Consider the following 12,661-nt stretch of genomic DNA (forward strand, 5'->3'; position numbering starts at 1 on the left):
AAGACTGCGGCCGCCGCTTCGCGCCCGGCACGCAACTCATCCGCCCCGGTTCCGATTAAAGAAATGTCTTCACCGTCGTCGAAGATAGCCATAAGCCTATCGGGGTCTTTTGCGCAGTAGGCGACTGTGTATTCTTCAAGTGTCGCCATGATTTCTTCGGCTGTGGTCATAGATCGCCTCGTTCGAAAGGATTGGCTGTCATGACCCACCCTTGGATTGATCGGTCGACACTAGTCAGTCAGAAAATTGATCAAAGATAGCTTCACGCGGCGCTTGGAGCAGCCGCAAAACTCGTTTATCTCCAATGTCCGCTTCGGGTTCGGAACGGACGTTCACTGCGCCAAGCATGAATGTCTTCTTTGCGGACGAAACGGACATTCCCATCTGGGCAAAAGATCAAAGAGCGCCAACCTGTTCCAACGCCGCTTTCACGACGCTGATCTGCGCGTCAGACAGCGCGGCCTGTGGTGGCGCGGGCTCCCCGCAGTCAAATCCCTGGAGCCTTAAGCCTGCCTTCACAGCGCCTGCTAAATTGAAGCGAGCAAAGACCTGGTTCACGGTCCATAGCTCACGTTGAAGGGCCATCGCCTCGTCCCATTTACCCGCCTCGCAGAGATCAAAAAGGCGAACACTTTGTTTTGGAACGATGCATGAAGGACCGGCAAGCCAGCCTCTTCCGCCGATCAGCATTACTGCAGCGGTGATGTGAGAGGATGCTGCGAATACACCAATGCGGCCTTCAGTGCGGTTTAGGATCGAGAGCAAGCGGCCGGTGTTGGTCGAAGCATCCTTGACGAAAAGAATGTTTGGATGATGAGAAAGCTTTTCTATGGCATCGATTGATAGGTCAGAGCGTTGAAAATTGGGGTTTGTGTAGAGCGTTACGGGCAAATCTGTTGCATCGGCTACAGCCAAAAAATAATCCACGACCCCGGTTTCGGGGACTGGAAAGTAGGCTTCTAGTACCGCGAGTATTCCATCCGCCCCTATCGACGCCCATCGCCTGGCCTGTACAATTGCGTCCCAGGTTGTTGTCGCTGCGACACCGGCAATTACCGGAACCCGGCCGGCGGCAGCGTCTACCGTCGCCGAAACAACTTGTTCCTTTGCTGCAAAGTCCAGATATGCAAATTCTCCAGTCGAGCCCAGCGGCGTGAGCCCATGCACACCAGCGTTAATTAGGTGCTCCGAGAGTTTGCGTAGCGCGCCTTCGTCCACTTGGCCCTTGGGTGTCAATGGCGTTGGCAAGTAGGGGACTACGCCCCGCAGGTTCGCAACCTTCATTGTGGCTTTCGTTCCTAAAATGGATCTGCAACGAACTTACTCTGGGAACACGTTCGTTTCCAGTTCGTACCTTGTCCGCGAAAGCCTCTATACAATCATTCGACTATTTTTCAGATGAGCGGTTCGTCGCGTTAAGCGGTCATTCTGATAGTGAATTTGGCGTTTTTTGCCTACCATTGATGCGTTAGCTATCATTTGGGACGTGTCATTAAATGCAGCTCAAATGATGATCAGCGGGAGAAGTATGGATGGAACGGGATTTACAGGAGGCACGAGAGAATTTAACCGCAGCGCTGCGTTATGCGGACAAACTTGGGCTTAGCGAAGGTATCTGCAATCACTTTTCACTCGCTGTCTCTGATGACGGAGAAGAATTTCTTGTCAATCCGCAAGGGCTGCACTGGTCGGAGGTCAAAGCCTCGGACATTGTGTTGTGCCATCGCGATGGGCGCGTTCTCGACGGCCATCATTCTGTGGAAGCGACGGCATACTTCATCCACGCGCCGATCCACGCCAATAGACCGTCGGCAAAGGCCGTTCTCCACACTCACATGCCCTACGCCACCTCACTGACGCTCGTCGAAAACGGACGTCTAGAAATGGTCGAGCAGGGAGCGTTACGGTTCTATGACCGGATCGCGTATGAAGACAGCTATGGCGGTCTTGCACTTAACGATCAAGAAGGGAACCGCATCGCGGACGCGATGGCGGACAAACCTATCGCGTTCCTCGGCCACCATGGCGTCGTAGTGACTGCCCCGACGATCGAAAAGGCGTTTGACGACCTTTATTATCTTGAACGTGCGGCTCAGGTGCAGACCTTGGCGAAGATGCACGGCAGACCGTTGCGTTCTATTCCGCAGCAGACTGTTGAGCAGACCGCTCGCCAAATAAATGAGGAGAGCGACCTAACGCAGGTTCAGGCACATTTCAGCGCGATCAAACGCATATTAGACCGCGACAACCCTGGCTGGCGTGATTGAGAACTAGCGCGATCTCGCAAAAGGCCTATTGTCGCTGGATCAAAAGCAACTGACTTCGCTACGAAACCGCACCGACCCGCTTGATCCGAGTTTTTCTGACGACACCTTGATAAGAGTGTAAGAGAATTGGTGCGCGACTGCGTGCAAAAATGGAGCTTGAAATGGCCGCTATTAGCCCCCCGGTTTGTGATTTTGGACTACCTGCGCCAGACTTCGTTTTGCCCGGCACGGATGGGAAAATGTATGGTCTTGCCGATTTAAAAGGCGCCAATGGAACGTTGGTGATGTTCATTTGCAATCATTGCCCATACGTTTTGGCGATACTGGACAAGATAATCCGTGACAGCTCAGACTTGATCGCTTTTGGTGTCGGTGTTGTCGCAATATGTTCGAATGACGCTCTAAGGCATCCAGCCGACAGTTTTGAGAACATGAAGCTAATGGCTTTAAAACATTCCTTTCCCTTCCATTATCTGCATGACGAGAGCCAGTCTGTTGCCAAAGCTTTTGGAGCAACATGCACTCCGGATTTCTTCGGCTATAATGCTGAGCTTGAATTACAATATCGGGGTCGCTTGGACGCAACGCGCATGACACCTGGACAGCAAGATCTTCCACGCGAATTATACGAAGCTATGAGGCAAGTCGCAGAGACTGGTCAGGGTCCCAAAGAGCAAACGCAATCCATTGGCTGCTCAATCAAATGGAAATAGTACGAGTGATCGGGACCGCCGCTCCGAGCCGACGTTCGCCGCACTCTGCTTGAACGACTGCCTTGCGGACTTTCCAGACTTTCGATCAAATTTCTTCCATTAATAGTTCCGGCCTGCAGTCGCTAATCGTTCGACCCGAACATTGTGTTGCAGCTTTAAGATACCGGACTTTATACTGGAACACGCACAACTGCATAACCATCAAACAAACACCAAGAAACTTAAGTATTTGCTGTCACCCATCGCCGGGCAAGGAGGCCGCTGGACATCTTTGCGTTGACAATTGAAGTTACGCACTTTGTTCTTTGTATGAGGAAACACGGCTCAAGAATACTGGAAGGTGTTGAGGGTTTAGGAATGTCCACTTCAAGACGATTGAACGCTCTTTCAGGTGTTAGAAATCTCTTGGTCAATTGTGCCGAAGCGAAAGCAGGAGATCGTCTGTTGATAGCCTTTGAGCATGAAGACTTCGGCTATTTTGATCTCGATATCCGTCACGACATAGCGGCTGGCGCGCGCGCGATGGGCCTCGACGTTTCGATGATAGATGTTGGTTTCAATGCTGTTCAATGCGACTTGCCGCAAGATCTGAAGACTCACTTCTCGCTCTTCGATGTGGTGCTTTTCCTGTCACGGCTGGGTGACCAATTGCGCTTCTCCGAAATGCCGCCGGGCCCGAAATTTGTCGTGTGTTTTGCGCTCAACAGCCAACTGTTGAACTCGTCCTTCGGGTTTGCGGACTACCGTGCATTTTGTCGGGCAAAGGACGCAGTGGACGATTGTATTCTGAAGTCGCGAACTATTGGCCTGACGTGCCGGGCCGGCACCCATGTGACGGGTAGTGTCCCGCAAGGGACGACCGAAGCAAAGGACACGACCTCGATGCGGTTCCCGATGTCCGTCTTTTCTCCTGTTCCAGCGGATTTGTTTTCCGGACGTGTCGCACTGGGCGGCTTTCTGACAGGTACCGGATCCGCCTATTATGATCGCTACACGGTAGAGTTTGAGGGGCCCGTATTCGCAATTCTCGAGGCTGGTCAGTTAACTGGATTTGAAGGCGGCAGGGCAGATGTTGCAGCTGCCAACGAACACTATGATCAGGTATCGTCCAGTCTGGGCGTCGATCGCAATTTCGTACATTCCTGGCACGCCGGCATCCATCCCGGATGTGGTTTTCCGTGGGACATCCGGGAGAACTTCGAACGTTGGGGCGGCTCAGCTTTCGGCAATCCGCGGGTTTTGCATTTTCACACCTGCGGTGCTTACGCGCCAGGCGAGATTTCGTGGAACATTTTTGATCCGACAATCGAGATTGATGGCTTGCGCGTTTGGGAGGACGGGACGTTTCACCTTGACCGGCTGGAAGGCGGACCAGACATTCTGGCGGAGTACCCCTGCGCGGCAGAGATTTTTGCCAATCCGGACCGCAACGTCGGATTGATGGATATCGGTTAGAGCGTCTTTTGCCTTATTGCGCTGAACGTATCAAAGTTGTTTGCCAAGGCCTTTGAGGCAACGGTGAATAATTCCCTCCCCAGTTCCGGCGTCGCAAGGTTTGAGTGCGACCCGACCCTGCCATCGGGGAATTGGCGGCGATGCTCGTCCGGTGGCCCATGCCTGTCACCACTGTGTGCGGCGATGTAGGCGCGCGAAAGTTTCTTCGGCGGGTTGAATGCCACGCCGGAAGGTTTGCAGCCGTGAAGCGCCTGCGTGATCGCAACCTCGGATGGGGTGGCATGCATACCCTCCCAATTGCCAAAGAATTCCTCTCGCATCCGGGCGACTGGTTCGGGGTCCCACCAGCTTTGGATATGTACTGAACCCTCAGGCAAGGCGGAAGCCGCGGACCGTGCAGGAGCAAGGTTCGCACCATGTCCGTTCACGATGAAGACACCCAGAAAACCCTGCGCCAAAAGCCCCTGACAGACCTGCAAGATCGTCTGCTCGAGCAACTCGGAGGATATCGAGACCGTTCCGGGAAATCCTGTGTTGAACGGCGCCGGAGTGTAAGCGATGGGTGGCGCCACGACGCAATCGCATATCTGAGCTGCTGCGACGGAAACACTGTTGGCACAGATTGTATCGGTGCCGATCAATCCCATCGGGCCGTGCTGTTCAGTTGATCCGATGGGCAGCATCACGCAGACACCTGTGGTCAATCGAGCTTCCACTTCGGGCCATGTCATCAAGCCCAGCTCCATAACACCCTCCAAAGACAAGACGGCCGGGTCCGTACGACCCCGCCGCATAATGTTGTCAGGTCAAAGGCCCCATTTGGCCTTGTTGCTGTCGAAGAAGCCCTTGGCCTTCTTCAGCTTGACCCAGTTGTTCACATAGTTGATCCAAACCTGGTCATCCTGGGGCAACAGCATCGCAATGGGTGAAGGTGCCCGGGGGCCGGTTTCAGGCACGCGCACTACGTCAAACTTTTCTTCCAATGTGGAGCCTTCGATATTCGATGTGATGAAAACATCAGCCCGTCCTGCCAGCACTTCCTGGTAACCACGCGCTGGGGCTTCGACGACCATTATGTCCGCATCGGGAAACCATTCACGTACAAGCTTTTCAAAGGTCGTGCCGAGTGTGGTCGCGACCTTGACCTCTGGCTTGTTGATGGACTCGTATCCCGAGAAGTTGCCCGCCTTTTCTTTGGTAGTGAACGGAAAAATCTCGACCGAGATATAGCTTTCCGAGAACCCGGCTGCCTTCATGCGCGGGGGTGAGATCGAGGCGGATCCGGTGATGTGGTACTGGCCCGCGACTACGCCATTGACGAGGGTCTTCCAGTCGGTCGCGACGAATTCGACATCGACGCCGAGGTCTGCGGCGAGTTCGTTCATGATGTCGATGTCGAAACCCTTGTAAGAATTCGTGGCGGGGTCCTTTACGGTCATCGGATTCCAGTCACCGGTGGTGCCGACCTTCAAAACACCCGAGTTCAGAATTTCGTTCAGCGCCGATTGCGCGTTCGCAGCCCCGGCCAACGTCAGGCCAATCACGGCAACCGCTGCCGCCCTGCATAGTCTTATCATAATATTTCTCCCGTTGGTGGTATGTGGTTTTTGGTTTGATGCGCCATACTTGCTTGATAGGTTAAAGAAATCAAATAGGCTGTGATCTTGCACGTCAGCTCGGCCCAAAGGGGGAACATTGATGGACGATCCAGCCATTCAGCTGGTTGCAGTGAACAAATGGTTCGGTGACTTCCATGTTCTCAAAGATATCAGCCTTACAGTCGGCTCCGGCGAAAAAGTGGTGATTTGCGGACCATCCGGTTCGGGCAAGTCCACTGTGGTCCGCTGCATCAACAAGCTGGAAGAGCATCAGCGCGGGACCATTCACCTCTACGGCAAGGAACTGACCAACGATCCGAATTCCGTTGCGTCGATACAAGGCGATGTTGGCATGGTGTTTCAGCAATTCAACCTGTTTCCCCATCTCAGTGTGCTAGACAACCTGACACTTGGCCCGATAAAGGCACGCGGCCTCAGCCGGGCAGAGGCAGAGGACCGCGCCCGGCACTACCTGACAAGGGTGCGAATACCGGAGCAGGCGGACAAACTGCCCAAACAGTTGTCGGGAGGGCAACAACAGCGGGTGGCCATTGCGCGATCCCTTTGCATGGAGCCCAAAGTGCTGCTGTTCGACGAGCCCACCTCGGCGCTTGATCCCGAGATGATCGCGGAAGTGCTGGACGTGATGGTCGAACTGGCGCTGGAAGGAATGACCATGATCGTGGTCACCCACGAAATGGGATTTGCTCGAAAGGTCGCGGATCAGATGGTTTTCATGGACCAGGGTGAGATTGTAGAGCACGGCAGTCCTGGAGAATTCTTTGGTAATCCGCGCACCGCGCGCTGTCAGAAATTCCTCGGCCAAATTTTGCAGCACTAGGGGTAGGCATGAAGAGACTGATCCTTCCACTGTCGCTTTTACTTTTGCTGTCGGGATGCTCGGCTTCGGGCAACTGGGGTTGGTACGTCATTGATCCGCGCACACCCGGTGGCTGGACCAATATTAAGTTTTTGGTCTCTGGCATGGGCGCAACGATCCTTATTTCCGTGATCGCTGCTGCAATCTCCATCGTGCTGGGTCTGATCGTTGCGCTGCCAAGTCAATCCAGCAACCGATGGCTGCGCCTACTCAATCGAGTCTACGTTGAATTCATCCGTTCGATCCCGCTGCTGCCGATGCTGTTCTGGGTGTTTTATGGGTTGCCCATCGTGTTCAAATCCATCGGATTGAATATCCCTATCGATCCCTTCTGGGGCGCGATCATCACGCTGGCGATTTCCGATAGCGCTTTTACGGCCGAAATTTACCGCTCAGGCATCCAGTCCATCGCACGCGGGCAAAGCGAGGCAGCGCAGACTATAGGTCTGAATTACTATCAGACTATGCGGTATGTAATCCTGCCCCAAGCCCTACGGCGCATTCTGCCGCCCTTGGCGAACCAGTTCATTTATATCGTAAAGATGAGTGCCTTTGCCTCAGTCATCGGTATGCAGGAACTGACGCGCCGTGCAAATGAACTGGTAGTAACCGAATATCGTCCTCTTGAAATATACTCGTTGCTGATTGTCGAATACCTTGTGCTGGTATTGCTGATCAGCGCAGGCGTGCGCTGGCTTGAGCGCCGCATGGGTGCAGACGAACGTCTCTGAAGGAAGGATCATCATGGACTGGCACGACTTCATGTCCGAAACCGAGGCCAACATCGACAAGCTGAACCGCGAAATCCCCCAAACCGTCAAAGGGTTCGGCATAATGGGTCAAGCCGCAAAAGCAGATGGCGCCTTGTCGGAAAAGACCAAAGAATTTATTGCCTTGGGTATCGCAATTGCAACCCGCTGTGACAGTTGCATCGGGTTCCATGTGCGGTCGCTCGTGCGTCTAAATGCAACACGAGAGGAATTTTGCGAAGCGCTTGCCATGGCCACTTACATGGGCGGTGGTCCGTCCTATGCCTTTAGCGCCAAGGCGCTGAAGGCTTACGACCTTTACGCCGCTGAGGCCAAAGACGCATGAGACCCGACCTGCCAGGATCGACCGGGTACATCCGTGATTGTTGGTATGTGGCCGGTCTGTCCGAAGACTTTGACTGCAGCTTGACGCCACTGCGCATGCTGGACGAGGACATCGTTATCTTCCGCGATACCGCCGGCAAACCCGCAGCACTGGAAGACGCCTGCCCGCACCGTAAACTGCCTTTGTCGCGGGGCACGCTGGCGGGAGACAATGTTGTCTGCGGCTACCATGGGCTGACTTTCGATTGCACCGGCGAATGCGTGATCGCCCCGACTCAGCTTGACAACCCGCCTCGGCGCGCCGCCGTGCATTCCTATCCGGCAGCAGACCGCTGGGGCTTTTTGTGGCTTTGGATGGGAGCGCCGGAGCGCGCAGATGTAAGGGACATCATTGAAATTCCGAATTTCGACAACCCCGATTGGGGTAAGACTCCCAAAGGCGGCATGTCGATGCAGTGCCATTACCTTTATATCATCGACAATCTGCTGGACCCCAGCCACGTTGCTTGGGTGCATCTGACTTCTTTCGCGGGCGCCGGTACAGACAACCGCCCTTTGGAAGTGGAAGAAATGGATAACGGAGTGATCGTCTCTCGCTGGGTGATGGGCGAGGCCCCACCGCCCTACTACAGGGACATGCTGCCCTTTGGCCCGACCTGTGATCGCAAGCAGCATTACGAATGCCGACTGCCGTCGACGGCAATCAACATGTCGGTGTACACGCCAGCCTCAGAAGGTGGATATGACAGGCCGCTGTCTTCAAACGCTTTCATCAACATATCCTACAATTTCATTACGCCGATCGATGCGACAACCTCCCGCTACTTCTGGTTCCAGCACCGCAATATGCACGCAGAAGATAGCGTCCTGTCAGAACGTATGTTCGAGGGAGCCAAGATGGCTTTCAAGGAAGATCAGGAGGTGCTGGAACACGTCCAGAAAGGCATGGCAAAACGCAAAAACGGCTATCTGAACCTGGCGCTTGACGCAGGCGCCATGCGGTTCCGCAACAAGGTCGCCAAAGCCATTTCCGGAGAGCAAACATGACCGCTTGGATCAAGATGGTATCCGACGAAGACGCGAGCCCCCGGCTGAAAGAGCTTCTGGAGCACGCAAGAACACCGCATGGCACCGTGGATACGGTCATGCGGGTTCATTCTCTGCGGCCAGAGACGATGAATGGCCATGTCACCCTGTACCGTTCGGTGCTGCATTCGGACGAAAACGAATTGCCTTTCTGGTTTCTGGAGGTGATCGCAAGTTACACATCGATCCTGAACGATTGCACCTATTCGTTGACTCATCATTTCATGAACGTCCGCAACCTGATCAGAGATCAGGCTCGCAGTGACCGCATCTTTGTCGCACTGAAGGCACAGCGACCGGAGGATGAATTCGACGGCAAGGAACTCGCTCTCCTGCGATATGCGGCAAAGCTGACAACCGATGTTGGCAAAATGGTGCGTTCGGACTTTGAAGCGCTCAAGATCGCCGGCTGTGAAGATGGTGAAATCCTGGAAGTAAATCAGGTCTGTGCGTACTTTAACTACTCAAATCGTCTGCTTAACGGCTTGGGATGCACCACCGAAGGTGATCAGATCGGTTACTACAAGGGTGATTAGATAAGGGAAAGCGCTCACCTGGCTTGCCAAAAGCGTCTCCACCGGGTCCTGCCAGACGAATTCGAATTTATCTCTGTTAGGCCAGTGACGCTGTCCTTTATGGCGCACCAAGTTCGCGCCACTCGGCAAGAACGGCGGTGCGTGTCAGTTTGAAGGTGTCTCGGCTGGTTAGCGATCTTTCCTGGTTGAAGTGGCTGTAAACGGAGGAATGGACGGATACGAATTTCTGTAAACTTCGCATGCGCCGAAAACGTTGCATGGCGCGTTCTCTTCGTCGGAATGGTAGGTGCGAATTCTCAACGCGATTGTTGAGCCACCTTCCAGTACGTTGCTTTTCCAGCGCTCCTATTTCTCGGAGCGCCGCCTTGTAGGATGCGAAGCGATCCGTCACGATCTCTTCCGCACAACCATGGCGCTTCATCAATTTCTTGAGGAATTTCAGTGCTGCGGCTGTGTTTCGTCATTTCGTGACGACAGGTTCGAGCACCTCTCCTTCGTGATCGACCGCGCACCAAAGATAGTGTCTTTTGCCGTTCACCTTCACGAAAACCTCATCCATGTGCCACTTCCATTTCGAGAATGCGTGAAGTTGCTGAACACGCTTTCTTCGGATCTCGGAGGCAAACATCGGACCGAACCTGTTCCACCAGTATCGGACAGTTTCATGGCTCACAACGATCCCGCGTTCGTGCAGCAGATCTTCAACATTGTGGGGTGACAGCGGAAATCGGATGTACAGCATCACCGCCGGGCGGATGATCTCGGGACTGGTTTTGAAGTACTTGAAGGAGGAAGGTTTGGTCATTCCTAAATGCTATGCACCCGCCCTGCCCGCCTCAAGCAAAGTTCTTCTGACATGACCGGCTCGGCTAACGCGTATGCCGAGGATCACACCTATGGCTGAGCTTGCGTACCGCGTTTTCTTACCCCTTCGACCGGCGCTGTCCCGGATCACGTCTTGGTTCGGGGCGAAGCCGGTCAACCAGATTGACACGCAGATGTGAGCTCAGGGTTGGATAGCAGACCGAGCGTTAAGAAGCCCCAAGGTCTGCTATGCGGATAGAGGCGCCGTTGGCTGCAGAAAAAACCTGCAACTGCTGTAGAATAGCGTCGCGCAGACGATGGCGTCCAATGTTGGTTTCCAAGCCTTCTATGTTTCGTCGATCTTCGAACATTTGCCCCCGTTTTGTGGATTTGCTTAGTGCAAGCATAATGACAGAAACACGCAGACGCATTTTGTCGACCAAGAGGGTTCCCATGGCACTCAGAAATTCCCCTGCGTCAAACGCGCAGCCTAGCTCTATGAATTGGTTAGTAGAGAATGCTGCGCGAGTTGCACTGCCTATTCGCCTAAAGCTACCTGTCGCATTCTTGATAGTGGTCCTTTTGATGGTGGCATTGTCGCTAGCTGGACTATCAGAACTGCGACGAGCGAATATTAGAGCCGCAGAATTGGTAGGTGATCAAATTCGGATAAGCACTTTGCGGTCCATCGAACGTAGTATCTCAGCGGTTAACCTTGTTGGGGCAGAGTTGTTTCTGAACGTCGGAGATCAATCTCAGAACAATAATCTCGCCAAAAAGTTCTACGATGAAGTGTTGCTCTTCCGAGCGGCCGCCGCGCAGACAGGAAATGAGAGAAGAGCCACGCACTTTCTTACAAAGAAGTATGAGAAAGAATTCTTTACCAAGGAAAGAGACGTGCAAACTGAAGCTTCAAAAATGCGTGCCTTGTATGTCCAAGGAGACGTTTCCGCTGCCAGACGTGTCTATGACACAACCCTTTCAGAGGCACTTGAAAAGTTTAATCGCGTTGTTTCTTCGATCTCCTTTGACCTGGGTCGGGAAATGCAGGCGCGCGTCGAAGAGAATGCCAAAGCGTTTGAGAAAGCCCAAAATTTAGTTGTCGGCACATCCGTCTTAGCAATTGCGACGGCGCTGTTGCTCGGTTTAACGATTTCAGCATCTGTCACGCAGCCTTTGGACCGAATACGTAAGGCATTGGGTGAACTATCGTATGGGCGTTTCAATGCACGTGTATTCGTGCCAAATCGGGACGAAATTGGAGAGCTAGCCCAGCACGTTAACCAGACCAGCGCGAAGTTGGGAGAGTTATATGATGAGGTACAACATCAGAAGGCGGAATTGGCTACACTGAATTCTGCACTGGAAGACAAAGTTAAAAAACAAGTTCAGGAGATTGAGCGCGCAAATCGTTTGCGGCGGTTCTTGCCGGCCCAAATTGCCGAGTTGATCGTTTCAGAACCTGAAGAAGAGGATATACTGCGTACTAAGCGCGCCGAGATCAGCGTTCTGTTTATTGATCTGCGTGGGTTTACCGCCTTTGCAAACTCCGCACCGCCAGATCGAGTGATCGAAGCACTTAACGCATTTCACACTGCCAGCGGCCCGTTAATCGAAGCAAGCGGCGGCACACTGGAACGTTTCCTGGGCGATGGTCTTCTGGTGCTGTTTGGCGCACCGGTTTCCGTAGAGAACGCGGCACAAAAGGCCACAGAACTAGCGCTGGATTTACGCGCGGCGGTCAGGATCGCGATAAAGCCATTTGGGACTGGTGCGAAAGAGCATCAACTTGGGCTCGGTATCGGTATTGGTACGGGGACAGCAACGTTAGGCCAAATCGGTTTTCAGGCTCGTCGCGATTATTCGGCGATTGGACCTGCGCCGAATTTGGCAGCCCGCCTATGTGAACAAGCAAAAGATGGTCAGATATTGATTTCTCAGGCAACTGCCAATCAGATTGATTTTAACCTGCGACCTGCAGGCCCTTTCAGCTTGAAGGGCATTGGAGGCTCCGTCGTCGCTTTTGAGTTGTGAGATCCTTGTTCAAATTAATGGCGTATTGGGCTCGGTGCAGACGTTGGGCAGATTTCAGCGAATGCCTGCTGTGCAGCGAATGCCTGCTGTGCAGATGGGGTGGATGGCTCCTGCTCCATCGGCGTCGCGATGCGCCATAGTGCAGGTGTCGTTATCTGCGAGAGAGGAGTCACCCCATGCAAGTTACCACGATC

At 53.6% G+C, this 12,661-nt stretch carries 15 protein-coding genes and 1 pseudogene; 9 read left to right on the forward strand and 7 right to left on the reverse strand.

Features of this window, described 5'->3' with window-relative positions:
* A partial coding sequence (locus tag AC2FNV_RS22125; RefSeq protein WP_496774544.1) for a nuclear transport factor 2 family protein occupies nucleotides 1-170 on the reverse strand: 170 nt, incomplete at its 3' end.
* Nucleotides 171-396: 226 nt separating this feature from the next.
* Entirely contained in the window at nucleotides 397-1,284 is an 888-nt protein-coding gene (locus AC2FNV_RS22130) for a dihydrodipicolinate synthase family protein (RefSeq protein WP_170609138.1), read from the reverse strand.
* A gap of 248 nt (nucleotides 1,285-1,532) precedes the next feature.
* On the opposite strand from AC2FNV_RS22130, the gene AC2FNV_RS22135 reads away from it, so the two are divergent.
* From AC2FNV_RS22135 to AC2FNV_RS22145, 3 genes are all read left to right on the forward strand, one after another.
* Complete coding sequence (locus tag AC2FNV_RS22135) at nucleotides 1,533-2,267, forward strand: aldolase (protein WP_170609140.1); 735 nt, start codon at nucleotides 1,533-1,535, stop codon at nucleotides 2,265-2,267.
* 161 nt (nucleotides 2,268-2,428) lie between these two features.
* Nucleotides 2,429-2,980: a thioredoxin family protein gene (locus AC2FNV_RS22140; protein ID WP_170609142.1), complete on the forward strand. Its 552-nt coding sequence runs from the start codon at nucleotides 2,429-2,431 to the stop codon at nucleotides 2,978-2,980.
* A 357-nt stretch (nucleotides 2,981-3,337) separates the two neighbouring features.
* Complete coding sequence (locus tag AC2FNV_RS22145; RefSeq protein WP_170609093.1) at nucleotides 3,338-4,435, forward strand: hypothetical protein; 1,098 nt, start codon at nucleotides 3,338-3,340, stop codon at nucleotides 4,433-4,435.
* Here the strand turns inward: AC2FNV_RS22145 and AC2FNV_RS22150 are convergent.
* Together AC2FNV_RS22150 and AC2FNV_RS22155 are read right to left on the reverse strand one after the other, a co-directional pair.
* Nucleotides 4,432-5,181 (reverse strand): creatininase family protein, encoded by a 750-nt coding sequence (locus AC2FNV_RS22150; RefSeq protein WP_170611222.1) that lies wholly within the window; start codon nucleotides 5,179-5,181, stop codon nucleotides 4,432-4,434. The two genes, AC2FNV_RS22145 and AC2FNV_RS22150, sit on opposite strands and share 4 nt — an antisense overlap.
* A 60-nt stretch (nucleotides 5,182-5,241) precedes the next feature.
* Nucleotides 5,242-6,012, reverse strand: coding sequence for a transporter substrate-binding domain-containing protein (locus tag AC2FNV_RS22155; RefSeq protein ID WP_170609089.1), 771 nt, complete (start codon nucleotides 6,010-6,012; stop codon nucleotides 5,242-5,244).
* A gap of 121 nt (nucleotides 6,013-6,133) precedes the next feature.
* Between AC2FNV_RS22155 and AC2FNV_RS22160 the strand changes: the two genes are divergently transcribed.
* Genes AC2FNV_RS22160 through AC2FNV_RS22180 form a run of 5 tightly spaced genes read left to right on the forward strand, consistent with a single transcriptional unit; the run spans nucleotide 6,134 to nucleotide 9,629 of the window.
* The gene (locus AC2FNV_RS22160) at nucleotides 6,134-6,874 is read left to right on the forward strand and encodes an amino acid ABC transporter ATP-binding protein (protein WP_170609087.1); all 741 of its coding nucleotides are present in this window, start codon (nucleotides 6,134-6,136) and stop codon (nucleotides 6,872-6,874) included.
* A gap of 8 nt (nucleotides 6,875-6,882) precedes the next feature.
* Complete coding sequence (locus AC2FNV_RS22165; protein ID WP_170609085.1) at nucleotides 6,883-7,644, forward strand: amino acid ABC transporter permease; 762 nt, start codon at nucleotides 6,883-6,885, stop codon at nucleotides 7,642-7,644.
* 13 nt (nucleotides 7,645-7,657) lie between these two features.
* Complete coding sequence (locus tag AC2FNV_RS22170) at nucleotides 7,658-8,008, forward strand: carboxymuconolactone decarboxylase family protein (protein ID WP_170609083.1); 351 nt, start codon at nucleotides 7,658-7,660, stop codon at nucleotides 8,006-8,008.
* Nucleotides 8,005-9,054 carry an aromatic ring-hydroxylating dioxygenase subunit alpha gene (locus AC2FNV_RS22175; RefSeq protein WP_170609081.1) on the forward strand — a complete coding sequence of 350 codons (1,050 nt, stop codon included), beginning with the start codon at nucleotides 8,005-8,007 and terminating at the stop codon, nucleotides 9,052-9,054. Before AC2FNV_RS22170 ends, AC2FNV_RS22175 begins: the two co-directional genes overlap by 4 nt.
* On the forward strand, nucleotides 9,051-9,629 hold the full coding sequence (locus tag AC2FNV_RS22180; RefSeq protein ID WP_170482031.1) for a carboxymuconolactone decarboxylase family protein: 579 nt from the start codon (nucleotides 9,051-9,053) through the stop codon (nucleotides 9,627-9,629). The genes AC2FNV_RS22175 and AC2FNV_RS22180 overlap by 4 nt, the downstream gene beginning before the upstream one ends.
* 97 nt (nucleotides 9,630-9,726) lie before the next feature.
* Here the strand turns inward: AC2FNV_RS22180 and AC2FNV_RS22185 are convergent.
* Nucleotides 9,727-10,434: pseudogene (locus AC2FNV_RS22185) on the reverse strand (IS6 family transposase).
* 226 nt (nucleotides 10,435-10,660) lie between these two features.
* Nucleotides 10,661-10,888: a hypothetical protein gene (locus AC2FNV_RS22190; protein ID WP_170609079.1), complete on the reverse strand. Its 228-nt coding sequence runs from the start codon at nucleotides 10,886-10,888 to the stop codon at nucleotides 10,661-10,663.
* Here AC2FNV_RS22190 and AC2FNV_RS22195 point away from each other — a divergent pair.
* Nucleotides 10,887-12,467, forward strand: a complete 1,581-nt coding sequence (locus AC2FNV_RS22195; protein WP_170609077.1) for an adenylate/guanylate cyclase domain-containing protein — start codon at nucleotides 10,887-10,889, stop codon at nucleotides 12,465-12,467. The two genes, AC2FNV_RS22190 and AC2FNV_RS22195, sit on opposite strands and share 2 nt — an antisense overlap.
* Before the next feature lie 14 nt (nucleotides 12,468-12,481).
* On the opposite strand, the gene AC2FNV_RS22200 is transcribed toward AC2FNV_RS22195, so the two are convergent.
* Nucleotides 12,482-12,661: hypothetical protein (locus AC2FNV_RS22200; RefSeq protein WP_496774542.1), on the reverse strand; the 180-nt coding region annotated here is incomplete at its 5' end.

It is taken from the genome of Ruegeria sp. BHSA163, assembly GCF_059613365.1.